This is a genomic window from Pantoea sp. X-Soil-ISGK-355 (assembly GCF_059730805.1).
The window spans coordinates 1,351,255-1,373,771 of sequence record NZ_AP035971.1; the positions used below are offsets into that span (position 1 = coordinate 1,351,255).

The 22,517-nt window shown below is 56.2% G+C and carries 25 protein-coding genes; 13 read left to right on the forward strand and 12 right to left on the reverse strand.

Going from position 1 to position 22,517, the window contains the following annotated elements; genetic code table 11:
- Positions 1-166: 166 nt before the first annotated feature.
- Positions 167-772 (reverse strand): undecaprenyl-diphosphate phosphatase, encoded by a 606-nt coding sequence (gene ybjG / locus AC6I8J_RS06135; protein WP_285086018.1) that lies wholly within the window; start codon positions 770-772, stop codon positions 167-169.
- A gap of 402 nt (positions 773-1,174) precedes the next feature.
- Complete coding sequence (locus AC6I8J_RS06140) at positions 1,175-2,863, reverse strand: aspartate:alanine antiporter (RefSeq protein ID WP_013357276.1); 1,689 nt, start codon at positions 2,861-2,863, stop codon at positions 1,175-1,177.
- 258 nt (positions 2,864-3,121) lie between these two features.
- Between AC6I8J_RS06140 and ybjM the strand changes: the two genes are divergently transcribed.
- Positions 3,122-3,487 carry an inner membrane protein YbjM gene (gene ybjM, locus AC6I8J_RS06145; protein ID WP_497825174.1) on the forward strand — a complete coding sequence of 122 codons (366 nt, stop codon included), beginning with the start codon at positions 3,122-3,124 and terminating at the stop codon, positions 3,485-3,487.
- Positions 3,488-3,575: 88 nt separating this feature from the next.
- Here ybjM and AC6I8J_RS06150 read toward each other — a convergent pair whose 3' ends face one another.
- Positions 3,576-3,839, reverse strand: a complete 264-nt coding sequence (locus AC6I8J_RS06150; RefSeq protein WP_003849263.1) for a GrxA family glutaredoxin — start codon at positions 3,837-3,839, stop codon at positions 3,576-3,578.
- A 254-nt stretch (positions 3,840-4,093) separates the two neighbouring features.
- Here AC6I8J_RS06150 and AC6I8J_RS06155 point away from each other — a divergent pair, with 254 nt between their 5' ends.
- The 10 genes from AC6I8J_RS06155 (at position 4,094) to rlmC (ending at position 12,854) form a co-directional block, all read left to right on the forward strand.
- Entirely contained in the window at positions 4,094-4,345 is a 252-nt protein-coding gene (locus AC6I8J_RS06155; RefSeq protein ID WP_161734280.1) for a DUF1418 family protein, read from the forward strand.
- Between the two features lie 16 nt (positions 4,346-4,361).
- Positions 4,362-5,084 carry an oxygen-insensitive NADPH nitroreductase gene (gene nfsA / locus AC6I8J_RS06160; RefSeq protein ID WP_161734278.1) on the forward strand — a complete coding sequence of 241 codons (723 nt, stop codon included), beginning with the start codon at positions 4,362-4,364 and terminating at the stop codon, positions 5,082-5,084.
- A gap of 20 nt (positions 5,085-5,104) precedes the next feature.
- Entirely contained in the window at positions 5,105-6,007 is a 903-nt protein-coding gene (rimK, locus tag AC6I8J_RS06165) for a 30S ribosomal protein S6--L-glutamate ligase (protein ID WP_161734276.1), read from the forward strand.
- Between the two features lie 87 nt (positions 6,008-6,094).
- Positions 6,095-6,574: a YbjN domain-containing protein gene (locus AC6I8J_RS06170; RefSeq protein WP_161734274.1), complete on the forward strand. Its 480-nt coding sequence runs from the start codon at positions 6,095-6,097 to the stop codon at positions 6,572-6,574.
- A gap of 384 nt (positions 6,575-6,958) precedes the next feature.
- The gene (potF, locus tag AC6I8J_RS06175) at positions 6,959-8,068 is read left to right on the forward strand and encodes a spermidine/putrescine ABC transporter substrate-binding protein PotF (RefSeq protein ID WP_161734272.1); all 1,110 of its coding nucleotides are present in this window, start codon (positions 6,959-6,961) and stop codon (positions 8,066-8,068) included.
- Positions 8,069-8,191: 123 nt separating this feature from the next.
- Positions 8,192-9,325 (forward strand): putrescine ABC transporter ATP-binding subunit PotG, encoded by a 1,134-nt coding sequence (gene potG, locus AC6I8J_RS06180; protein WP_161734270.1) that lies wholly within the window; start codon positions 8,192-8,194, stop codon positions 9,323-9,325.
- A gap of 9 nt (positions 9,326-9,334) precedes the next feature.
- A complete protein-coding gene (potH, locus tag AC6I8J_RS06185) occupies positions 9,335-10,297 on the forward strand; it encodes a putrescine ABC transporter permease PotH (protein ID WP_161734268.1) in 963 nt (320 codons plus the stop codon).
- Positions 10,294-11,139, forward strand: a complete 846-nt coding sequence (potI, locus tag AC6I8J_RS06190; RefSeq protein ID WP_013357282.1) for a putrescine ABC transporter permease PotI — start codon at positions 10,294-10,296, stop codon at positions 11,137-11,139. Before potH ends, potI begins: the two co-directional genes overlap by 4 nt.
- Before the next feature lie 75 nt (positions 11,140-11,214).
- Positions 11,215-11,682 carry a YbjO family protein gene (locus tag AC6I8J_RS06195; protein ID WP_222924281.1) on the forward strand — a complete coding sequence of 156 codons (468 nt, stop codon included), beginning with the start codon at positions 11,215-11,217 and terminating at the stop codon, positions 11,680-11,682.
- A 41-nt stretch (positions 11,683-11,723) separates the two neighbouring features.
- Positions 11,724-12,854 carry a 23S rRNA (uracil(747)-C(5))-methyltransferase RlmC gene (gene rlmC / locus AC6I8J_RS06200; RefSeq protein WP_260057746.1) on the forward strand — a complete coding sequence of 377 codons (1,131 nt, stop codon included), beginning with the start codon at positions 11,724-11,726 and terminating at the stop codon, positions 12,852-12,854.
- Between the two features lie 18 nt (positions 12,855-12,872).
- Here rlmC and AC6I8J_RS06205 read toward each other — a convergent pair whose 3' ends face one another.
- From AC6I8J_RS06205 to AC6I8J_RS06230, 6 genes are all read right to left on the reverse strand, one after another.
- The gene (locus AC6I8J_RS06205) at positions 12,873-13,604 is read right to left on the reverse strand and encodes an arginine ABC transporter substrate-binding protein (protein WP_222924279.1); all 732 of its coding nucleotides are present in this window, start codon (positions 13,602-13,604) and stop codon (positions 12,873-12,875) included.
- Positions 13,605-13,719: 115 nt separating this feature from the next.
- Positions 13,720-14,388, reverse strand: a complete 669-nt coding sequence (gene artM / locus AC6I8J_RS06210) for an arginine ABC transporter permease ArtM (RefSeq protein ID WP_161734260.1) — start codon at positions 14,386-14,388, stop codon at positions 13,720-13,722.
- Entirely contained in the window at positions 14,388-15,104 is a 717-nt protein-coding gene (artQ, locus tag AC6I8J_RS06215) for an arginine ABC transporter permease ArtQ (protein WP_161734258.1), read from the reverse strand. The genes artM and artQ overlap by 1 nt, the downstream gene beginning before the upstream one ends.
- A gap of 6 nt (positions 15,105-15,110) precedes the next feature.
- A complete protein-coding gene (gene artJ, locus AC6I8J_RS06220; protein WP_033732083.1) occupies positions 15,111-15,842 on the reverse strand; it encodes an arginine ABC transporter substrate-binding protein in 732 nt (243 codons plus the stop codon).
- A gap of 15 nt (positions 15,843-15,857) precedes the next feature.
- On the reverse strand, positions 15,858-16,586 hold the full coding sequence (artP, locus tag AC6I8J_RS06225) for an arginine ABC transporter ATP-binding protein ArtP (protein ID WP_013357289.1): 729 nt from the start codon (positions 16,584-16,586) through the stop codon (positions 15,858-15,860).
- 222 nt (positions 16,587-16,808) lie between these two features.
- Positions 16,809-17,348, reverse strand: coding sequence for a lipoprotein (locus tag AC6I8J_RS06230; RefSeq protein WP_135909545.1), 540 nt, complete (start codon positions 17,346-17,348; stop codon positions 16,809-16,811).
- Positions 17,349-17,454: 106 nt separating this feature from the next.
- Here AC6I8J_RS06230 and AC6I8J_RS06235 point away from each other — a divergent pair, with 106 nt between their 5' ends.
- Both AC6I8J_RS06235 and AC6I8J_RS06240 read left to right on the forward strand, forming a co-directional pair.
- Positions 17,455-17,775 carry a heavy metal-binding domain-containing protein gene (locus AC6I8J_RS06235; RefSeq protein ID WP_161734254.1) on the forward strand — a complete coding sequence of 107 codons (321 nt, stop codon included), beginning with the start codon at positions 17,455-17,457 and terminating at the stop codon, positions 17,773-17,775.
- Positions 17,772-18,596 (forward strand): N-acetylmuramoyl-L-alanine amidase, encoded by an 825-nt coding sequence (locus AC6I8J_RS06240; protein ID WP_497825175.1) that lies wholly within the window; start codon positions 17,772-17,774, stop codon positions 18,594-18,596. Before AC6I8J_RS06235 ends, AC6I8J_RS06240 begins: the two co-directional genes overlap by 4 nt.
- A 4-nt stretch (positions 18,597-18,600) precedes the next feature.
- On the opposite strand, the gene ltaE is transcribed toward AC6I8J_RS06240, so the two are convergent.
- From ltaE to AC6I8J_RS06255, 3 genes are all read right to left on the reverse strand, one after another.
- Positions 18,601-19,602, reverse strand: a complete 1,002-nt coding sequence (gene ltaE, locus AC6I8J_RS06245) for a low-specificity L-threonine aldolase (protein WP_161734250.1) — start codon at positions 19,600-19,602, stop codon at positions 18,601-18,603.
- Between the two features lie 71 nt (positions 19,603-19,673).
- Complete coding sequence (poxB, locus tag AC6I8J_RS06250) at positions 19,674-21,395, reverse strand: ubiquinone-dependent pyruvate dehydrogenase (protein WP_497825176.1); 1,722 nt, start codon at positions 21,393-21,395, stop codon at positions 19,674-19,676.
- Between the two features lie 130 nt (positions 21,396-21,525).
- Positions 21,526-22,425 carry a LysO family transporter gene (locus AC6I8J_RS06255; RefSeq protein WP_497825177.1) on the reverse strand — a complete coding sequence of 300 codons (900 nt, stop codon included), beginning with the start codon at positions 22,423-22,425 and terminating at the stop codon, positions 21,526-21,528.
- Positions 22,426-22,517: the final 92 nt, after the last annotated feature.

The window sequence follows — 22,517 nt, forward strand, 5'->3', positions numbered from 1 at the left end:
TTCCCTGAGGTGCGCCCGTAGCCGGGCCAGCGCGTTGCGTTGTTCAAAAACGCCTGGCGTTTTTATCCATGCCGCGGGACGCTTCCTCTTCTGACCGTGTTCCCTTCGCGTTAATTTTATACGTTGCTGTGAGATCCTGATTCAGGCATATGAGCAGCCACTTATTTTAATTCTGCGTCCAGCCCTTACGAATTGGCACGGCAAACAGCGCCCGATAGAGTGGGTTGATCACCGCCAGCATCCGCTCGCCGTAGAACTGCCACGCCAGATGTGACGCCAGACAACTCAGCAGACCCACCAGGAATCCACCCAGCATATCCATTGGCCAGTGAACGCCCAGGTAGACCCGCGACCAGGCGATGGCGCAACCCGCCACCATCAGCACCACGCCTGACCAGAGGCGATGCCAGAAAATAAATGCCAGAGCAAAGGTGAATATTGTTGTGCCGTGATCGCTGGGATAGGAGTCATCGGCGGCGTGAGGCAGGAACTGATAACCGTAGCCAATGGCGAAAGGGCGGGGATGCGGCAGCAGATGACCCACACACCAGGAGATTGCCAGCGCATAGATCAGCGCCATACCGGTTTTCAGTACCAGCGCCCGCTGCGAAGAAACCTGATCGCGCGGTCCCCAGAGCCACATCCCGACGATTAACAGCGGCACAATGGCGATGAGATCTCTGGCAATAAAGGTCGCCAGTTGCAGCAACCAGGTGGGTGACGCCGGTGTGGCATTGATGGCAGTAAACAGTGCGTGGTTCAGCTCTTCCATTTCGGGATAAATTCCTCAGCAGACAGGCCGGTCATCAGCGTCAGGTAACATCCGGTCACCCAGGCTCGATAACAGCGGCAAATAAACGTTCAGCGACAGCGCGCCCAACCAATCAAGCAGCACAATTTGCTAACTTATCAGAGCGCTATCCTGCTTTTTGTCGGCCAGTTCGTCTATGGAAAGGCTCTTAATCTCATGATGAGTTGCACAACTGTTTAAGTTTTATGACGGTTTGAGAGTTGATTCCGGTATGGAAGCGCGGGATGGGACGAAAAAAGGCATAAAAAAACCCGCCGGGAAAAAGACCAGCGGGCTCCACAATTTGGGGATTTCAAAGAAAAGCAGTGGCACTTATTATGACTATCGCTTAACAATAAAGTTCTGGACGTCAGCAAAAAAATTTTATAGGGGCAGTATCGGCCAGATAATCACAATCAGCGTCCCCGCCAGCGTCAGTAACACGTTAGCGATCGCATAGGTTCCGGCATAGCCCAGCGCCGGAATATTACTGCGTGCCGTATCGCTGATGATCTCCATAGCCGGTGCGCAGGTTCGCGCGCCCATGATGGCCCCAAACAGCAGGGCGCGGTTCATCCGCAACACATAGGCACCAAACAGATAGCAGATGATCACCGGAATCAGGCTCACCAGCAGACCGCACAACAGCATCAGCGCACCGTCGCTGCTCAGGCCGTGATTAATCCCGCTGCCGGCGCTTAATCCTACACCCGCCATAAATACCATCAGGCCAAACTCTTTCACCATGGTAAGCGCGCCCTGCGGAATATAGCCAAAGGTCGGATGGTTGGCGCGCAGGAAGCCGAGCATGATACCGGCGAAGAGCAGACCCGCCGCGTTACCGATACCAAAACTGAAATTGCTGAACTGGAACGTAATCAGACCAATCATCAGACCCACGATAAAGAAGGCACAGAAGGCCAGGAGATCGGTCATCTGACTGTGAATCGCGATAAAGCCGATGCGATCTGCCACGCTTTTTACCCGTCGCGCCTCGCCGCTGACCTGCAGCACATCACCTTTGTTGAGCATGATGCTGTCGTCGATCGGCATCTCAATCTGACTGCGTATTACGCGGTTCAGGAAGCAGCCGTGATCGGTAAGGTTTAACTTGCTGAGGCGTTTGTTTACTGCGTTATGGTTCTTCACGACGATCTCTTCGGTGACGATGCGCATATCCAGCAGATCGCGGTCAAACACCTCTTTGCCGTTACGGAAGCTGGGGTCGAGCCGGGCATGTGCATCGGGATAGCCGACGAGCGAGATATCATCACCAAGCTGCAGCACCGCATCCCCATCGGGACTGGCGAGAATACCGTTGCGGCGGATACGCTCAATGTAACAACCTGTCTGACGATAGATACCCAGCTCGCGCAGGTTTTTGCCGCCGCTCCACGCCACCAGTTCCGGGCCCACGCGATAGGCGCGGATCACCGGCAGAAAGACTTTACGCTGGCTGTCCGCATCAAGACCGCGTTCCCGGGCAATCTGCTGCGCACAGGTCGGCAGATCCTGATGTTGCAGACGGGGCAGGTAGCGTGCGCCGAAAATAAGACTGACCAGGCCGATCAGATAGGTCACGGCATAACCGAGGCTCAGCTGATCCTGCATCAATCCAAGCTGCTTTGGATCGCTGATGCTTTGCCGCAGGGTATCACCCGCCCCGACCAGCACAGGGGTTGAGGTCATCGACCCGGCCAGCATGCCGGCGGTAAGACCAATATCCCAGCCAAAGAGTTTACCCAGCCCCAGTGCCAGCAACAGCGCGCTGACCACCATGACGATGGCGAGCATGAAATAGTTTTTGCCGTCGCGAAAGAAAATAGAAAAAAAGTTGGGACCCGCTTCAACACCAACACAAAAAATAAACAGCATAAAGCCCAGACTCAATGCATCGGTATTGATCGCGAAGTGCTGCTGCCCTAATAAGAGCGAAACCACTAATACGCCAATCGAATTTCCCAGCTGAACCGAGCCAAGACGCAACTTGCCCAGACAGAGGCCGAGCGCTAAAACGACAAATAATAACAAAATGTCATTTCCGCTTAACAATCCTGCGACGTTAATATTCACTGTTTAACTTCTTGTTTACGTGTAACCTGTTGAAGAGTGGCCTGTTTTTCGCTATCGTGAGCAAGCCGTTGAGGTGCTGTTGTATCAACACTGCAAATGGAACCGTTATCGCGGCGCTATTCTAATCACAAATATCTTTCACAGCCATTGGCTGTTTTCATTCGTTGCCACAACGAACTGTTTATTTTTATTTCCACCAGAACGCATCAGGGATATCAGCAGGTTATTGTCGGGGTTACTTTTAATCAGTGGGGTGGTATGCCGCAGCGTTCTTATCTCTGGACTACCCGCCTGTGCGGCGTGGTGATGTACAGTCTGGTGTTTGTTTTTACCTGTCACTTCTGGCAGGTCGGTCCCGGCCCGCTTCGTGGTCAGCCCGAATTAATGCTCTTTATGTTACCTGGTATTGTGATGGCGTTGATGCAGGTGGAAAGCCCGTTAAAAAGCACGCTGCTGATGGGGCTCTGGGGAACGTTGCTGGCAGCACTGCTGCTCAATAACAGCCTGTTTATTCACAGCAGCGGACTGTTTGCCATCGCATGGAGTCTCAGTGCGCTGTTCTGGGCAGGCTGCGGGGCGTTGCTGGTACGGTTAATGCAGATTGTGATGGCGTCGCTCAACTAAACGGTGCCGGATGGCTGGCATCAGCCAGAGAGCAAAAAGGCGAGACAGGAAAATCCTGCCTCGCCTTTTTCATTCCGGTTATCTGCGCTTACGCGACAAATCCCAGATTCTCTTTGGTCCAGGCCGCAAACTCGGTGTAGCCACCAATATGTTTTTCGTCCACGAAAATCTGTGGCACGGTACTGACCGGTTTACCGGCGCTGGCTTCCAGATCGGCTTTAGTAATGCCTTCTGCATTAATATCAACATACTGATAGCTAAAGTCATCGCGCTCCGCGGTCAGTTTGTCGGCCAGTTCATGGGCACGGACACAGTAGGGACAGCCCGGACGACCAAAAATAACAGCAATCATTGAGAACTCCTTGCAGCGACTATTATGTGATGCGTATCACATAATCAAACAGAGAATGGCAACCATCATGCCCGCTCGTATCGCTTAAGGAAAGCAGGATTTGCCTGTTAGTCTGATGCCCGCACGCTATTGCCGCCGTTCAGGAAGCGTCTGAAACAAGAGCTTTTTCACAACGGCAGCCCGTGTAACCCGCGCAATTTTTGGGTTGTTGGCCATAATTGACGCTCAGTAAGCCGCAAAGGCAGGAGGAAGTGATGCAGAGTGTGGCCAGATTACCCCGGTTTATTCTGGTGCTGGAGGCGGCTGGCGGCCTGTTAATTCTGGGTGCGCTGCTGCTGATCAACCACTGGCTGCCGCTGCCAGACAAGGCTGATGCCAGAACGCTGGCTACCGTGCTGTTCATCGCCGGCGTGGTGCTGATGCTGCCTGCTGCCTGGCTATTGATGTGGCGCACCGCGAAAGCTATCGCGCCACAGCTGTTTAATCAGATTGATAAAAAAAGATAATGTTGCTGGAGACTTTATGACACCGACCATTGATTTACTGTGCAGCCACCGTTCAATCCGCGCCTTTACTGACCAGCCGGTCAGCGAAGCCCAGCGTGAAGCGATTATTAATGCGGCGCAATCGGCGTCCACATCCAGCTTTTTACAGTGTTCTTCCATTATCCGTATCACCGACAAAGCGCTGCGTGACAAGCTGGTGACGCTGACGGGCGGACAGACGTGGGTCGCGGATGCGCCTGAGTTCTGGGTTTTCTGCGCTGATTTTAATCGCCACCTGCAGATTTGCCCGGATGCGCAACTGGGCCGTGCCGAGCAGTTGCTGCTGGGCTGCGTCGACACCGCGCTGATGGGACAGAACGCGATGGTCGCAGCGGAATCGCTGGATCTGGGCGGCGTCTTTATCGGCGGCATTCGTAACAGCATTGCGGAAGTGACCGAGCTGCTGGGCCTGCCAAAATTTGTGCTGCCGCTGTTTGGTTTCTGCCTGGGGCATCCGGAGTCAAAGCCGGACGTCAAACCGCGTATGCCGCATGCGATGCTGGTGCATGAAAACCGCTATCAGCCACTGGATCCGGCAGTGCTGGCAGAATACGACAGCCGCACAGAACTCTATTATCAGCAGCGCGACAGCAACCAGCGTAGCGAAACCTGGAGCGAGCTGATTCAGCGGCTGATCGTTAAAGAGACGCGTCCGTTTATGCTCGACTATCTGCATCAGCAGGGCTGGGCCACGCGTTAATCCATCAAGGGAGAGCTGCGATGAAGATAGCCATTTTGTCGCGCGATGAGACGCTCTACTCCAGCCGACGATTGCGTGACGAGGCCGCCGCGCGCGGCCACGAGGTGCAAATCATCGATCCGCTCTCCTGCTATATGAATATCAATCCCGCCTCACCGGCGGTTCACTATTGTGGTGAACCGCTGGGCCATTTCGACGCCGTTATTCCGCGAATCGGCAACGCCATTACTTTCTATGGCACGGCAGTGCTGCGACAGTTTGAGATGTGCGGCAGCTATCCGCTGAATGAGTCCGCCGCCATAACCCGCACCCGGGATAAATTGCGCTCGCTGCAGCTGCTGGCACGGGAAGGCATCGACATGCCGGTCACCGGCTTTGCCTCTTCACCCGATGACACTGACGATCTGATCGCCATGGTGGGCGGCGCACCGCTGGTGGTTAAGCTGGTGGAAGGCACGCAGGGCATCGGTGTGGTACTGGCGGAAACGCGTCAGGCGGCGGAGAGCGTCATCGATGCTTTTCGCGGCCTGAACGCCCACATTCTGGTGCAGGAGTTTATTAAAGAAGCACAGGGACGAGATATTCGCTGTCTGGTGATCGGCAATCAGGTGGTGGCAGCAATAGAGCGGGTGGCGAAAGAGGGCGATTTCCGCTCTAATCTGCATCGCGGCGGTAAAGCGTATCCGGTGGTCATCACGCCTCAGGAGCGGCAGATCGCCGTGCAAGCAGCGGCCACGCTCGGGCTGGAAGTCGCCGGTGTCGATATTCTGCGCGCTCATCGCGGTCCGCTGGTGATGGAAGTGAACGCCTCGCCCGGTCTGGAAGGCATCGAAACCAGCAGCGGCCTTAACATTGCCGCGCTGATGATTCAGCGGATTGAGCAGCAGGCCATCCCCGGGCTCCGTCCTAAAACCGCTGGCTGACACGCGCTTTTCAGCAGTTTTCGTGGCATCGCCGCGCATTTTTCCGTAAGCTAAGTCGCCTGTTTATCACCCCACTGGGATTTTACGATGGATTCTCTTGTCGTTCCGGATATCGACCTGCTGCGTCGCTGGCTGGATCAGCAAAATATCACCTGGTTCGAATGCGATGCCTGTCAGGCACTTCATCTGCCGCACATGCAAAACTTCGATGGGGTGTTTGACGCCAAAATCGATCTGGTCGACAACGTCATTCTGTTTTCGGCGCTGGCTGAAGTGAAGCCGACGGCGCTGATTCCACTGGTTGGCGATCTGTCGCAAATTAATGCCAGTTCACTGACGGTGAAAGCCTTTATCGACATTCAGGATGATAATCTGCCGAAGCTCATTGTCTGTCAGTCAATGACCACTACCGCCGGATTAACCTTTGGTCAGTTCTCACACTTTATGAAACAGAGTGAAGAGCAAATCTCCATGGTCATCCTGGAAGCCTTTGCCAATAATCTGCTGATTGTGGGTGAAGAAGAAGAGCACGTTGCGGTGACCAGCGTTCATTCTGTGCTGCACTAAGCCCGACATGGTCGCCCACTAAGCCGTCCCTGAGACGGCTTTTTTATGCCCGCGATTTGCCGCCCCCTTTTTTTATTCTGCACTTTGCCCTTTACCGCCAGATATTTGTCGTGGTTTATGCCATCAAAGCCGAACCTCATAGCTCAAACATGCATAAAATATCGGTTTCAGGCGTTTTTTACGCTGGGGTCTGGTGAAGCCTGACCGGGGGGGCTATGCTTGCGGGGCTGTAACAGACGTGTAACTGCGTCCCAGCTATAGGATTTTGCTATTAAACTCCCGCTGAATAATGATTCATTGTGTCACTGACGTCTTGTACAGAACGCAATGCAGGGATCTCAGGTTTGCAGCGTTGAAATGACCCGCTCAGGAGGATGGAAAAATATGTTCAACTCACGTCAGAAATGGCTGTCAGCTGTAGTAGCTGCTGCGCTGATGGCCGCGTCGGCCACCAGTATGGCGGAAGATAAAACGCTGCACGTCTACAACTGGTCCGATTATATTTCGCCAGATACCGTGCCAAACTTTGAAAAGCAGTCCGGCATTAAAGTGGTCTACGATGTGTTTGACTCCAACGAAGTGCTGGAAGGCAAACTGATGGCGGGCAGCACCGGCTACGATGTCGTGGTGCCATCCTCCAGCTTCCTGGCGCGTCAGCTGCAGTCCGGGGTATTCCAGCCGCTGGACAAAAGCAAACTGCCTAACTATAAAAATCTCGATCCGGCGCTGATGGAAAAAGTGGCGCAGCACGATCCGGGTAACAAATATGCCATTCCTTATCTTTGGGGCACCACCGGTATCGGTTACAACATCGACAAGGTTAAAGCCGCACTGGGCGCTGATGCGCCGGTCAACAGCTGGGATCTGGTACTGAAGCCGGAAAATCTGGAGAAGCTGAAAAGCTGTGGCGTCTCCTTCCTGGATGCGCCAGAAGAGATCTTCGCCACCGTGCTCAACTATCTGGGCAAAGACCCGAATACCTCTGATGCCAAAGAGTATTCCGGCGCGGCGACCGACCTGCTGCTGAAACTGCGTCCGAATATCCGCTACTTCCATTCGTCGCAGTACATTAACGATCTGGCTAACGGTAACATCTGCGTCGCCATCGGCTGGTCGGGCGATATTCTGCAGGCGAAAAACCGTGCCGATGCAGCGAAAAATGGTGTGCATCTGGGCTACAGCGTGCCGAAAGAGGGGGCGCTGGCCTTCTTCGATATGATGGCAATTCCTAAGGATGCCAAAAACCTCGACGGTGCCTACGCCTGGCTGAACTACATCATGGATCCGAAAGTGATCGCTGATGTCTCCAACAAAATGAATTACGCCAACGGCAACAAAGCGTCGCTGCCGCTGATCAATGCCGACGTCCGCAACAACCCGGGTATCTTCCCGACGCCAGAAGCGATGTCGAAATTGTTCGTGCTGAAAGTCCAGGATCCGAAACTGGATCGTGTGCGTACGCGCGCATGGACTAAAGTAAAAAGTGGTAAGTAATTCGTCCTTAACGGATTGACCTGTCACGCATCAGCAACAGAGGCGCAGTGTCGGCCTCTGTTGTGCCATTTTTAGCGGCGGATTTTGCCGCCATGTTCCGCCTGGCTCCGGAGAGAACCCTTTGTGAACGATGCCATTCCCCGCCCTCAACATAAAACCGCAAAGGCCTTAACGCCGCTGCTGGAGATCCGCAATCTGACCAAATCCTTTGACGGCCAGCACGCCGTGGATGATGTCAGTCTGACCATTTATAAAGGTGAAATCTTCGCTCTGCTGGGCGCATCGGGCTGCGGCAAATCCACGCTGCTGCGTATGCTGGCCGGTTTTGAGCCGCCCACCAGCGGCCAGATTGTGCTGGATGGACAGGATCTGTCGCACGTTGCTCCCTATCAGCGTCCGATCAATATGATGTTCCAGTCCTACGCGCTGTTCCCGCACATGACGGTGGAGCAGAATATCGCCTTTGGTCTGAAGCAGGATCGGCTGCCGAAAGGGGAGATCACCAGCCGCGTCGCCGAAATGCTGGCGCTGGTGCATATGCAGGAGTTTGCGAAACGCAAACCGCATCAGCTCTCCGGTGGTCAGCGTCAGCGCGTGGCGCTGGCACGTAGCCTGGCGAAACGGCCAAAACTGCTGCTGCTGGATGAGCCGATGGGCGCACTGGATAAGAAGCTGCGCGACAGGATGCAGCTGGAAGTGGTTGATATTCTGGAGCGTGTGGGCGCGACCTGCGTGATGGTGACGCACGACCAGGAAGAGGCAATGACGATGGCGGGCCGTATCGCGATTATGAATCGCGGTAAGTTCGTGCAGATTGGCGAGCCGGAGGAGATCTACGAGCATCCTACCAGCCGCTACAGCGCCGAGTTTATCGGTTCGGTTAACGTCTTCGAAGGTTTGCTGCGTGAACGTCAGGCAGATGGCCTGGTAATCGACAGCCCCGGCCTGATGCATCCGCTGAAAGTCGATTCCGATGTCTCTGTGGTGGATAACGTACCGGTGCATGTCGCGCTGCGTCCGGAAAAAGTGATGTTGTGTGATGAGGTGCCGGCCAATGGCTGTAACTTTGCGGTGGGTGAAGTGGTCCACATCGCCTATCTCGGCGATCTCTCTATCTTCCATGTCCGTCTGCACAGCGGACAGATGATCAGCGCACAGTTGCAAAACGCGCATCGCTACCGCAAAGGGTTGCCGACATGGGGGGATGAAGTCCGTCTCTGCTGGGAAAGCGACAGTTGCGTGGTGTTGACGGTTTAAGGAGCGGCTATGAGCCAGATTTTTCAACGCGCCAAAGCGCCCGCCCGACTGGTCGGCACGCCGCTGCAACGCTGGGCCACGCGGGTAAAAATGCAGCATGGCCGCAAGCTGGTCATTGCTCTGCCTTATGTCTGGCTGGTGCTGTTGTTTCTGTTACCGTTTCTGACGGTACTGAAGATCAGCTTTGCGGACATTGCGCGGGCTATCCCGCCCTACACCGAACTGGTGAGCTGGGCAGATGATCAGTTCAGCATCGTGCTCAACTTCGGCAACTACCTGACGCTGACCGACGATCCGCTCTACGTCGATGCCTATCTGCAGTCGCTGAAAGTGGCGGCGATCTCGACCGTGATCTGTCTGCTGATTGGCTATCCGCTCGCCTGGGCCGTGGCGCACAGTAAACCCTCGATGCGCACCATCCTGCTGCTGCTGGTGATTTTGCCGTCGTGGACCTCGTTTCTGGTGCGCGTCTACGCCTGGATGGGGCTGCTGAACAACAACGGTATTCTGAACCGCTTCCTGCTGTGGCTGGGCGTGATTGATCATCCGCTGGTTATTCTTTACACCAACACCGCGGTCTATATCGGTATCGTCTACTGCTATCTGCCCTTCATGGTGCTGCCAATCTACACCGCGCTGACCCGTATCGACTACTCGCTGGTGGAAGCCTCACTGGATCTGGGTGCGCGTCCGCTGAAGACCTTTTTCAGCGTGATTGTGCCGCTGACCAAAGGCGGCATTATTGCCGGGTCGATGCTGGTGTTTATCCCGGCGGTGGGGGAATACGTGATCCCTGAACTGCTGGGTGGGCCGGACAGCATCATGATTGGTCGTATCCTGTGGCAGGAGTTCTTTAACAACCGCGACTGGCCGGTGGCTTCCGCGCTGGCGGTGATTATTCTGCTGATCCTGATTCTGCCGATCATCTGGTTCCATAAGCATCAAAACCGTGAAATGGGAGAGAAGGCATGAATAATTTGCCAACTATTCGCTCGCCCTGGCGTACCGGCATTCTGGTCTGCTGCTTCCTGTTCCTTTATGCGCCGATGCTGCTGCTGGTGGTTTACTCCTTCAACAGCTCACCGCTGGTAACGGTGTGGGACAGCTTCTCATTCCACTGGTACAAAGTGCTGTTTGAGGACAGCGCGATGATTGACGCGGTGCTGCTGAGTCTGAGCATTGCCGGGCTGTCGGCCACCATGGCGGTGGTGCTGGGCACGCTGGCGGCGGTCATCATCGTGCGCTTTGGTCGCTTCCGTGGGCACAACGGTTTTGCCTTTATGCTGACGGCGCCGCTGGTGATGCCCGATGTGATCACCGGTCTGTCGCTGCTGCTGCTGTTTGTGGCCATGGGCAACGCTTTTGGCTGGCCAAGTGAGCGCGGCATGCTGACCATCTGGCTGGCGCACGTCACCTTCTGTACCGCCTATGTGGCGGTGGTGATTAACTCGCGTCTGCGTGAACTGGACCGCTCAATCGAAGAGGCGGCGATGGATTTAGGCGCGACGCCGCTGAAGGTCTTTTTCGTCATTACCGTGCCAATGATTGCGCCGGCAATTGTCACCGGCTGGCTGCTGGCGTTTACTCTGTCACTCGACGATCTGGTAATCGCCAGCTTTGTGACCGGGCCCGGCGCCACCACGCTGCCGATGGCGATCTTCGCTACCGTACGCCGCGGCGTGAACCCGGAAATCAATGCGCTGGCTTCCCTGATCCTGTTTGTGGTCGGTTTAGTCGGTTTTATCGCCTGGCGATTCATGGCACACGAAGAAAAACAGCGTTTAAGCGATATTCAGAAAGCTAAACGTGGCTGAAATACGTAACCTTTGCCACTATATGAACGGGCCGGTTTAACCGGCCCGTTTTTCGATCAGGTGGAGTCAGGGACTATGTCAGAAATCTTCAAAAGCAGTGCAACGCTTTCAGACGCACCGGTTCCGGTGACGGTCGCGGGCATTGCCATTATTGCGACCCGCTGCCTGAGCGTACTGATGCTGGCCAATGAGCTGGGTTATAATGAAATCGCCAACTTTGTTCACCGCAGCGCCCAGTCCTGGGACTCTACGCTTATCTTTATCGCCAGCCAGCTGATCTTCCTGTTCGAACTGCGCTGCGCCTTTACCCTGATGCGCGGCAGTAACCGTGGCCGCTGGGGCTATGTGGCCACGCAGGGGGTTGTGCTGATCTATATGCTGTTCGCCTCGCTGGGCGGGATTTACCCGGAGATTTTCAGCATCGATGGCGACAATAACGCCCAGATTATCCACCATACCCTGTCGCAGAAAATCCCCGATCTGGTGGTGCTGATGCTGCTGTTTCTGCCTGCCAGCAGTCGCGCTTTTTTCAGGAAGCGATGATACAATCGCGCTCCGCCCGACCCCATCGTTAAGGCTCTACCATGCACTGCGCGCTTTATGACGCTAACCGTTGCCGCTCCTGTCAGTGGCTGGAAAAACCCTATCCCATTCAGCTAGGCGACAAACAGTCGATGCTGGAACAGTTACTCGCCGATCAGCCGGTTGCGTCCTGGTTGCCGCCAGTGACATCACTGCAGCAGGCATTCCGTAACAAAGCCAAAATGGTGGTCAGCGGTAGTGTGGAGCGTCCGGTGCTGGGTCTTGTTCACCGTGATGGTGAGCCTGTCGATCTCTGCGACTGCCCGCTCTATCCCGCCAGCTTCCAGCCGGTGTTTGCAGCGCTCAAACCGTTTATCGCCCGTGCCGGGCTGACGCCCTATAACGTGGCGCGCAAACGCGGCGAACTGAAATTCCTGCTGATTACCGAAAGCCAGCAGGGCGGCATCATGCTGCGCTTTGTCCTGCGCTCAACCGCCAAACTGGAACAGCTGCGCGCGGCATTGCCGTGGCTGCAACAGCAGTTACCGCAGCTGGTAGTGATTTCTGCCAACATTCAGCCGGTGCACATGGCGATTCTGGAGGGAGAGGAGGAGATTGCGCTGACGCCTGCGCAGTCGCTGGCAGAGAACTTTAATGGCGTGCCGCTGTGGATCCGCCCACAGAGCTTCTTTCAGACCAATCCGCAGGTTGCCAGCGCGCTCTATGCCACCGCGCGCGACTGGGTGCGTGCGCTGCCGGTTAACAGCATGTGGGATCTCTTCTGCGGCGTAGGCGGTTTTGGCCTGCACTGCGCGACACCGGAGATGGCGCTGACCGGCATTGAGATCAGTGCTGAGGCGATTAAATGCGCCCAGCGTTCTGCTGAGATGCTGGGACTGAAAAACGTGCAGTTTGCGGCGCTGGATTCGACGGCGTTTGCGACCGGACGTGACGCGGTGCCGCAGCTGGTGCTGGTGAACCCGCCGCGCCGTGGGATCGGTGAGGCGCTGTGTGATTATCTCAGCCAGATGGCCCCGGATTATCTGCTCTATTCAAGCTGTAATCCGCAGACCATGGCGCAGGATATTGCCCAACTGAATGACTATGAGGTCACGAAGGTACAGCTGTTCGACATGTTCCCGCACACCGCGCATTTTGAAGTGCTGACGCTGTTAACCCGCCGTCAGCACTGAGTCCGGTAATCCCCGAAGTTACTCCGGGAACCATTTCTGATTGAGCTGCTGCCAGCTGCCGTTGGCTTTCAGTTCAGTCAGTGCCTGATTGAACCGATCGCGCAGCGCCGTATTACCTTTACGCACAGCAATGCCCAGGCCGGTGCCGAAGTAATCTGCATCTGTAACATGTTCACCGACCGTCGCGAGATCCGGATTGGTCTTCAGCCACTGATTCACTACCGCGCTGTCGCCAAACACGCCATCCAGCCGGCCACTCTTCATATCCAGAATCGCATTCTGATAACTGTCATACGCCACCACTTTCACGTCCGGATGCTTATCCTGCAGGTATTTCTGGTGGGTAGTGCCGTTTTCAACGCCTATGCGTTTGTCTTTCAAATCACCGAAGCTGCTGAACTTACCTTTCTGCGCAATCACAATGGCGGAATTAGCGTAATAGGGCTGGGTAAAATCGACCTGCTTGCTGCGTTCCGTGGTGATATCCATACCAGAAATCACAGCGTCATAGCGGCGGAACTTCAGTGAGGGGATCAGGCTGTCGAAGGCATTGTTCGTGAAGGTACACTCTGCTTTCATCTGCTGGCACAGCGCTTTAGCCAGATCGATATCGAATCCGACGAGGTTATTTTCTTTGTCCAGAGATTCAAATGGCGGATAGGTTGCTGAAGCGGCGAAGCGAATCGTTTCCGCGGCCTGAGCGGTCACCGCCAGCGAAGCCAGCGCAGCAGCGATAATCCATTTTTTCATTTTATGATTCCTGTGATGTGGTCAGCCAGAGAAGGCGATACCCTGCCATAAAATGAATTTTTATGCAATTAGTGTGATTTTTCAGGCGAAAAGGGCGAGGAGCCTCGCCCGGGAATCAGTTACGTTGTTCAAAGGCCAGGGCGCGCTTTTCGATCAGTCGCATCATCAGCGTCAGCAAACCGTTAACGCAGAGATAAATCAGACCCGCCGCGGCATAGACCGTGATGTCGTAGGTGCGGCCATAAAGCAGCTGGCCGTGGCCCATGACCTCCATCAGGGTGATGGTGTAGGCCAGCGAGGTGCCTTTGAACACCAGCACCACTTCATTAGAGTAGGAGGAGAGGGCGCGTTTAAATGCATAAGGCAGCAGAATGCGCAGGGTATCTTTGCGGCTCATGCCGAGTGCCGCGCACGATTGCCACTGTCCGGAGGGAATCGCCCGGACCGCACCGTAAAACAGCTGCGTGGTGTAAGCCGCACTGTTCAGCGAGAGCGCCAGCATCGCGCACAGCCACGGCTGCGACAGTAAATGCCACAGCCAGGGGATCTGCTGGATCGAGGGGAACTGTCCCGGACCGTAGTAAATCAGGAAGATCTGCACCAGCAGCGGCGTACCGGTAAACAGCGTGATAAATCCTTTTACCAGCGGATTCAGCACTGGCGTTTTCAGCGACAGGACCACAGTGAAGAGCAGTGCGAGCAGCAGTGCCACCACCAGCGAGGCCGCCGTCAGCGTCAGGCTGGTGTGCAGCCCTTTCAGGAGTTCAGGCAGATAGGCCAGCATTAGCTGTTCCCCCGTTCAAAGCGGGTGGTGCGCAGTTCGATGCGACGTAACACCGCCTGGCTGAATAGCGTAATTACTAAGTAGATCGCGGCCGCCACCAGGAACCAGGTAAACGGCTCCTGCGTGCGGGTGGCGATACTTTTGGTTTGCAGCATCAGGTCATTGACGCTGATTAGCGAAACCAGCGCGGTATCTTTCAGCAGCACCAGCCACTGATTACCCAGACCGGGCAGGGCGTGACGCCACATCTGCGGCATAATCAGCCGGAGAAAGATGACCGACTTTTTCATGCCCAGCGCCTGGCCCGACTCCCACTGACCTACCGGCACCGCTTTGAGTGCGCCGCGCAGTGTCTGCGAGGCGTAGGCGGCGTAGAGCATCGCCAGCGCAATCACACCGCACAGGAACGGACTGACATCGAAGTTCTCTATCTGCATCTGAACCGGCAGCGTAAACAGCCCGAAGTTCAGCGTGAAACCGTCAGAGAGGGTGAGCAGCAGCTGTGAGGCGCCAAAATAGATAAACAGCACCACCAGAATTTCCGGCAGGCCACGGATCAGCGTCACCAGGCCGGTGCCAATCCACGCCAGCGGTCTCAGGCGCAGTGACTCCCAGCCAGCGAAAATCATCGCCAGCACCAGGCCAGCGATGAGGGCACAAACAGCAAGGCCGACGGTCATACCGGCGGCACTTGCGAGGGTCATCATTTCATTCATCAGTGATTACTGCTGGAACCATTTGCTGTAGATGGTTTTGTAGGTGCCGTCTGCTTTGATCTTGTCCAGCGCGCCATTGAATTTAGTCTGCAGATCGGTATTACCGGTGCGTACCGCAATGCCCAGGCCAGTACCAAAGTAGGCTTTATCCGTCACTTTGTCGCCGACGGCAGCCAGCGCAGCATTCTGCTTCAGCCACTCGTTGACCACAGCGGTGTCACCGAAGACAGCATCAATACGGCCGTTTTTCAGATCCAGCACCGCGTTCTGATAGCTGTCGTAAGGCACGATGGTAATGTCGCTGTGTTTATCCGTCAGGTATTTCTGGTGAGTGGTGCCGTTCTGCACGCCAACCCGCTTGCCTTTCAGGGCTTCTACACTGGCGACTTTGCCTTTCTGGGCGACAAATAGCGCCGAGTTGTCATAGTAAGGCTTGGTGAACAGCACCTGTTTTTCACGATCCGGCGTGATATCCATGCCCGCCATCACCGCATCAAAGCGACGGAATTTCAGGCTTGGGATCAGGCTGTCGAACGCCTGATTGGTGAAGGTGCAGGTCGCGTCGATCTCTTTACACAGCGCGTTGGCCAGATCGACATCAAAGCCCTGAATCTTGTTGTCCGCATCCACAAACTCAAAAGGAGGATAAGAGGCTTCGGTCGCAAAACGAATCGTTTGTGCCGCGGTAGCGCTCAGGCTAAAACCGGCAAGCAGTGCAGCAAGTACCATTTTTTTCATTTTTAGCATCCTGACTTAGTGCGAAAGATAGTGAGCAAACGCTTCGGTTTGCGGCTGTGTAAAGCGGCTGGCATCGCCCTGTTCCACAATGTGACCGTTCTCCATATAAACAACGCGGCTGGCCGTTTTACGTGCCACTTCCACTTCATGGGTCACAATCACCTGGGTAATGCGTGTCTGCGCCAGTTCGCGAATGATACTGACAATCTGTGCGGTAATTTCAGGGTCCAGCGCGGCCGTCGGCTCATCGAACAGCAGCACCTGCGGCTCCATCATCAGCGCGCGGGCAATCGCCACACGCTGCTGCTGCCCCCCGGAGAGGTGCAGCGGAAAACGATCGCTGTAGGGCGTAAGGCGCAGTCGGTCAAGCAGCTTATCGGCACGGGCGCGGGCGTCGCTTTTACTGAGGCCCAGAACCCGGCAGGGCGCTTCGATCAGATTCTGCAGCACGGTCAGATGTGGCCAGAGATTATATTGCTGGAACACCATGCCGACGTTCTGACGCAGTTCGCGAATCGCGGCATCAGACGGTTTCTGCGTGAAGTCGAACTGATTGCCGGCAATCTGCAACTGACCTGAACGTGGCTGCTCCAGCAGATTAAGCACCCGCAGCAGCGAACTCTTGCCCGCACCGCTGGGGCCCAGCAGCACCAGGGTCTCGCCTTGCGGACACTCAAGGTTGATGTCGAACAGCGCCTGATGAGCACCGTAGAAGCAGTTTATTGCGTTTAGTTGAATACTCATGCGCCAGATTTGAATAGCTATTAGTGTCGCGGATTTTAACGTCACCAGAATAGTTATGCAATTAAGGTGGGTTAAAATTTGTAAAACAGCAGGTAAACAGCAAAAGCTTAGCACAATATCATGTGCTGTCTGGCTGCTGCCAAAGGCCGCAGGGCGGGCTTTGGCAATAAAAAAGCGCAGTCACCTGCGGTGGCTGCGCTTCTCATAACCGTTGAATCTGAATTATTTTTTTGATTTTTCAAGCATCTGGCTCAGGCTGCCGCCTTCGGCATGTGCAGGGTTCGCCATGTAGCGCACGTCGTCAACGACCCAGCAGGTGCCCTGGTGGATCATCAGCACTTCATCCTGCCACTGTTTGCCGTCGCGGCTCAGATCGACCCGCAGCGGGATGTTGCGAGCATCGCGGTTCGGAATGGTGGAAGCATCGGCGACGCTGGCAGCCGTCGGACCCTGTGACAGGCTGGAGAAGAGATCGCCGTTACGCCACTGTGAACCGGCATTGCTGCCGCTGGCCGCCTGCAGGGAGTGATAAAGCGCATCACTCAGGTAAGGGCGATATTTTGCCAGGGTATTGCTGTCAGGCAGACCCTGCGTAGGCTGTTCGACACGCAGGTCGTAAAACTTCTGGGCTACCTGGTCAGGACCGCCTTCAATACAGGGGGCGGTACGCGGGCCATTATCCTTAATGACTGGCTCAACGGTAGTACAGGCGCTGAGCAGCAGGGCCGCCGGGATCATTAGCGCAAACGCGTTGTTTCTCATCTCGATTTCCTTAGGGTTCTCTGGCAAGGTGCCCTTTTTAGCATAGAGTATAGCCGTGCTTTTTAGTCGAAAGAGCCTTAGCCCGGTTTTCAACAAGGAGAATGCGATGAAATTTTCAACAACCCCAACGCTGGAAGGTCACAGCATCAGTGAATATTGCGGTGTGGTTACCGGAGAAGCGATTCTGGGTGCCAACATCTTCCGTGATTTTTTCGCGGGCATCCGTGATGTGGTCGGTGGTCGTTCCGGCGCGTATGAGAAAGAGCTGCGTAAAGCGCGGGAAATCGCGTTTGAAGAGCTGGAAGCGCAGGCAAAAGCGCTGGGTGCCAACGCAGTGGTCGGTATCGACATTGATTACGAAACGGTCGGAAAAGATGGCAGCATGCTGATGGTCAGCGTCAGCGGTACGGCGGTGATCATTCGTTGAAACGCGGGCTGTTAATGCTGCTGGCACTGCTGCTGGCAGGGTGTCACTCTGGCATGGAATCCCGTGACGGCTACTGGGCCGATCTGCGGCATCCGGCGCAGGGTGCGCGGCCACGGGTGAAGGTGATTGTGGTCCACTACACCGCCGAAGATTTTTCTTCGTCGCTGGCGACCCTCACCGATCGGGAAGTCAGCGCCCACTATCTGATTCCCCGCCAGCCGCCCCAACGTGCCGGTAAAGGCGTTATCTGGCAGCTGGTGCCGGAGCAGCAACTCGCCTGGCATGCAGGGCCCAGCTTCTGGCGTGGAGCCATCCGCATCAATGACACCTCGATTGGTATTGAGCTGGTAAATAAGGGTTATCGCCGGACGCTGACCGGCCTCGAATGGCAGCCCTTTACCGCCGCGCAGATCACCACGCTGGAGGCGCTGGTGCGGGATATTGCACAGCGTTACGGCATCCCACCAGAAAACATTGTTGGTCACAGTGATATCGCGCCGCAGCGCAAGCAGGATCCCGGTCCACTGTTCCCCTGGCAACAGCTGGCACAGCGGGGACTCGGTGCCTGGCCCGATGCCGGACGGGTGCAATTTTATTTAGCGGGGCAGGATCCGTACGCCCTTGTGCCCGTGCAGCCACTCATGGAAAGCCTGCAACGCTACGGTTATGCGGTGACAGCGGGGATGAGTGTGCGTGAGCAGCAGAAGGTGATTGCCGCGTTTCAGATGCATTTCCGGCCTGCGGATTATCGCGGTCAGCCCGATGCCGAAACCGCCGCGATAGCAGCCGCACTACTGGAGAAGTATGGTGCGGCGGAATAGCGGATTACTGCTGCAGAAACGCTTTCCAGTGGGCGACAACCTGCTCCAGCGCCGCACGATCAGCATCCAGATGGGTGACCAGTCGGGTGCGTGTTCCCACGCTGATTAACACGCCGCGCGCCTTCATCCACTCACCTAATGGTTTGACCTGGGCTTCCGGCACGGACACGAACAGCATGTTGGTCTGCTGATCGATGACGCTGACGCCCAGTTCATGCAGCTGCTGTCCCAGCCAGGCGGCATTGTCATGATCTTCCTGCAGTCGCGCCACGTTGTGTTCTAACGCGTACAGACCCGCCGCCGCCAGAATACCGGTCTGGCGCATACCGCCGCCGGTCATTTTACGCCAGCGACGGGCGCGCTCAATCAGCGCCGTATCGCCACACAGCAGCGAACCGACGGGCGTGCCCAGACCTTTAGAGAGACAGAGGGTGAGGGAGTCGCAGTAGCGGGCAATCGCCGCCAGCGTGATCTTCTGTGCGACCACGGCATTGAAAATACGCGCGCCATCAATATGCAGCGCCAGCTTATGCTCGCGGGTAAAGGTCCACGCCTGTTCCAGATACGCCAGCGGCAAAACTTTACCGTGATGGGTGTTCTCCAGACTCAGCAGGCGGGTGCGGGCAAAGTGAATATCATCCGGCTTAATGGCCGCTGCCACCACATCGAGCGGCAGGGTGCCATCATCGGCGGCCAGCACCGGCTGCGGCTGAATGCTGCCCAGCACCGCCGCACCGCCCGCTTCATATTTGTAGTTGTGTGCCTGCTGACCGACGATATATTCATCGCCGCGCTCGCAGTGGCTGAGCAACGCCACCAGGTTGGCCTGGGTGCCGGTCGGGAAAAACAGCGCCGCGGCTTTGCCGCTCAGCCGTGCAGCTTCCGCCTCCAGCGCATTTACGGTGGGATCGTCACGGTAGACGTCATCACCGGTTTCGGCTGACATCATTGCGCTTAACATGGCGGCGCTGGGCCGGGTCACGGTATCACTGCGTAAATCGATCACCTTATGCTCCTGAACGTGGCGGAAGATAAAAAAAAGGCGGGCATCGCGCCCGCCTGGATGGAATCACTGTTTTACCGCAGCCAGTTGGTTTTCGCCAGTTCTACCACCTCATCACCGCGACCGTTCATGATGGCGCGCAGCATGTAGAGGCTGAAGCCTTTGGCCTGCTCCATTTTGATCTGTGGTGGCATAGCCAGCTCCTCTTTGGCCGTAATAACATCCACCAGTACCGGACCATCATGGGCAAATGCCTGCTCCAGCGCGCCATTCAGTTCTGACGCCATTTCCACCCGGATACCACGGATGCCGCAGGCCTGGGCGATAGCAGCAAAGTCGGGGTTTTCCAGCTCCGTGCCGTCGGTGAGATAGCCCCCGGCCTTCATCTCCATCGCCACAAAGCCCAGCACGCTGTTGTTAAAGATCACCAGTTTTACCGGCATTTTCAGCTGCGCCAGCGAGATAAAATCACCCATCAGCATGCTGAAGCCGCCGTCGCCGCACAGCGCAACGACCTGACGGTTGCGATCGATCGACTGCGCACCCAGCGCCTGTGGCATTGCGTTCGCCATTGAGCCATGGTTAAACGAACCCAGCAGGCGACGTTTGCCGTTCATCTTCAGGTAGCGCGCCGCCCAGACGGTCGGGGTTCCGACATCGCAGGTAAAAATAGCGTCGTCGCTGGCGTAATGGCTGATCTGCTGTGCCAGATATTGCGGATGAATCGGTTGCTTGTCGTTGGGCTGCGCCAGCTCATCCAGACTTTTGCGTGCCTCGACGTAGTGCTTGACTGCACTGTCGAGGTGGCTGCGATCGCTTTTGTGCGTCAGTTGCGGCAGCAATGCCTGCAGCGTGCTTTTCACATCACCGACATAGGCCTGATCAACGTGACAGTGTGATCCGAGACTACCCGGATTGATATCGATCTGGATGATCTTAGCGTTTTCCGGATAGAAGGCGCGATAGGGGAACTGGGTGCCAAGCAACACCAGCGTCCCGGCATTCATCATGGCGTGGAAACCAGATGAGAACCCGATCAGGCCGGTCATGCCGACATCATAAGGGTTGTCATACTCGATGTGTTCTTTGCCTCGCAACGCATGGACAATTGGCGCTTTCAGCGCTTCGGCCAGCGCCACCACTTCCTGATGTGCACCGGCGCAGCCACTGCCGCACAGCAGCGTAATGTCAGTGGCCTCGTTCAGCGTCTGTGCCAGCCGGGCCAGTTCGGCGGGCTGTGGCAGGACCTGCGGCAACTGCGGCGGATACCACTCAGTGCTGGCGCTTTCCGGTGCCAGTTTCAGTGCCACGTCTCCTGGCAGTACCACAACCGAGACGCCACGATTCAGAATCGCTTTACGCATCGCGATGCCCAGCACCTGCGGTAACTGCTCAGGATTCGAGACCAGCTCACAGTAGTGGCTGCATTCGCGGAACAGCTCCTGCGGATGGGTTTCCTGGAAATAGCCGCTGCCGATTTCGCTCGAGGGGATATGCGCCGCAATCGCCAGAACCGGGACGCGATTGCGATGGCAGTCGAACAAACCGTTGATGAGATGTAAATTGCCGGGTCCACAGGAACCGGCGCAGACCGCCAGTTCGCCGCTGATATGGGCTTCTGCGCCCGCCGCAAAGGCGGCGACTTCTTCGTGTCGTGTCGGCATCCACTCGATGGTGCCCATGCGATTAAGGCTATCGCTCAGGCCGTTAAGGGAGTCCCCGGTGACACCCCAGATGCGTTTGACGCCCGCGCTTTCCAGCGTTTTGGCGACCAGCGCCGCCACGGTTTGTTTCATGCTCTTCTCCTTTGTCGGCCCGCCCTGAGGAGTGACGTGACCAGAACCGAAAAAAGAAGCGTAGACGACACGGCAGAAAAGCAGGCGTGAAAAAATGCGCTGGCAGAGCTCAGCGCATATCAGACCGGGTTCAGGCAGAGAAGAGGGCGATCAGAATCGGGGCCAGCAGGCTCATGACAAAACCGTGCACAATGGCGGCAGGGACAATCTCATTGCCGCCCGCCCGCTGCAGCACCGGCAGGGTAAAGTCCATTGAGGTGGCTCCGCACAGACCCAGTGCACTCGAACGATGGCGACCAATCAGTGCCGGGATCAGCATGATGGCGACCAGCTCACGTACCAGGTCGTTGAAGAAGGCGGCACTGCCGATGACCGGGCCAAAGGCTTCGGTCATCAGAATGCCGGAGAGGGAGTACCAGCCAAAGCCGCTGGCTAGCGCCAGACCGGTCTTTAACGGCATGCCCAGCACCAGCGCGGCAATCATGCCCCCGAGCAGCGCGCTGACCAGCACGACAACGGCCACCAGCATGCCACGACGGTTCAGGATGATCTGACGCAGCGTCATGCCACTGCCGCGCAACTGAATACCCACCAGAAACAGCAGGAAAATCAGCGCATATTCGCTGGCGGTTGAGGCGTGATGCAACAGCGGCCACTGGGTCAGGCCAAGCAGAAAACCAAGGACAACGACGCCGCACAGCTTCAGGGAGTCCAGTGCCATATGCAGCCGCGAGGGCAGTTTCTCCTGCCGGTGTGCATGCTGCCAGGGCGCATACTTTTCCAGTCCGCGCAGCGCCAGCAGGTTGCACAGCAGAATGCAGAACGCCGCTACGAGTGCGGTGTGAAATATCGCCAGCAGGTTACTGCCGAGGTTGTCGAGAAAGGCCAGGCTGATGCCCATAAAGAAGAGAATGACGTAAACCATCCAGCCTAACAGCTGGTTTACCCGACGCAGCAGAGTGGTTTTACGGAACGGCAACAGCCAGCCGGCGATCAGCGGCAGCAGAATAATCAAAAGTCCGGAGTACATATCAATGCCATCCATGGGGGAAGAGGCAACACGCTAGCGAAAAAGCGTATCGGAGTAAACCCCATAGCAGCTTGACCGGTTCGCTGGCGGCA

Coding starts and splice junctions, on each gene's coding strand:
- poxB (WP_497825176.1), bottom strand. CDS start 21,395: ATGAAACAAACCGTGGCGGCGCTGGTCGCCAAAACGCTGGAAAGCGCG.
- AC6I8J_RS06235 (WP_161734254.1), top strand. CDS start 17,455: ATGAAATTTTCAACAACCCCAACGCTGGAAGGTCACAGCATCAGTGAA.
- AC6I8J_RS06230 (WP_135909545.1), bottom strand. CDS start 17,348: ATGAGAAACAACGCGTTTGCGCTAATGATCCCGGCGGCCCTGCTGCTC.
- AC6I8J_RS06255 (WP_497825177.1), bottom strand. CDS start 22,425: ATGTACTCCGGACTTTTGATTATTCTGCTGCCGCTGATCGCCGGCTGG.
- artQ (WP_161734258.1), bottom strand. CDS start 15,104: ATGAATGAAATGATGACCCTCGCAAGTGCCGCCGGTATGACCGTCGGC.
- rimK (WP_161734276.1), top strand. CDS start 5,105: ATGAAGATAGCCATTTTGTCGCGCGATGAGACGCTCTACTCCAGCCGA.
- AC6I8J_RS06155 (WP_161734280.1), top strand. CDS start 4,094: ATGCAGAGTGTGGCCAGATTACCCCGGTTTATTCTGGTGCTGGAGGCG.
- artJ (WP_033732083.1), bottom strand. CDS start 15,842: ATGAAAAAAATGGTACTTGCTGCACTGCTTGCCGGTTTTAGCCTGAGC.
- artM (WP_161734260.1), bottom strand. CDS start 14,388: ATGCTGGCCTATCTGCCTGAACTCCTGAAAGGGCTGCACACCAGCCTG.
- AC6I8J_RS06150 (WP_003849263.1), bottom strand. CDS start 3,839: ATGATTGCTGTTATTTTTGGTCGTCCGGGCTGTCCCTACTGTGTCCGT.
- potF (WP_161734272.1), top strand. CDS start 6,959: ATGTTCAACTCACGTCAGAAATGGCTGTCAGCTGTAGTAGCTGCTGCG.
- AC6I8J_RS06205 (WP_222924279.1), bottom strand. CDS start 13,604: ATGAAAAAATGGATTATCGCTGCTGCGCTGGCTTCGCTGGCGGTGACC.
- potH (WP_161734268.1), top strand. CDS start 9,335: ATGAGCCAGATTTTTCAACGCGCCAAAGCGCCCGCCCGACTGGTCGGC.
- rlmC (WP_260057746.1), top strand. CDS start 11,724: ATGCACTGCGCGCTTTATGACGCTAACCGTTGCCGCTCCTGTCAGTGG.
- potI (WP_013357282.1), top strand. CDS start 10,294: ATGAATAATTTGCCAACTATTCGCTCGCCCTGGCGTACCGGCATTCTG.
- AC6I8J_RS06170 (WP_161734274.1), top strand. CDS start 6,095: ATGGATTCTCTTGTCGTTCCGGATATCGACCTGCTGCGTCGCTGGCTG.
- ybjG (WP_285086018.1), bottom strand. CDS start 772: ATGGAAGAGCTGAACCACGCACTGTTTACTGCCATCAATGCCACACCG.
- artP (WP_013357289.1), bottom strand. CDS start 16,586: ATGAGTATTCAACTAAACGCAATAAACTGCTTCTACGGTGCTCATCAG.
- ybjM (WP_497825174.1), top strand. CDS start 3,122: ATGCCGCAGCGTTCTTATCTCTGGACTACCCGCCTGTGCGGCGTGGTG.
- AC6I8J_RS06195 (WP_222924281.1), top strand. CDS start 11,215: ATGTCAGAAATCTTCAAAAGCAGTGCAACGCTTTCAGACGCACCGGTT.
- nfsA (WP_161734278.1), top strand. CDS start 4,362: ATGACACCGACCATTGATTTACTGTGCAGCCACCGTTCAATCCGCGCC.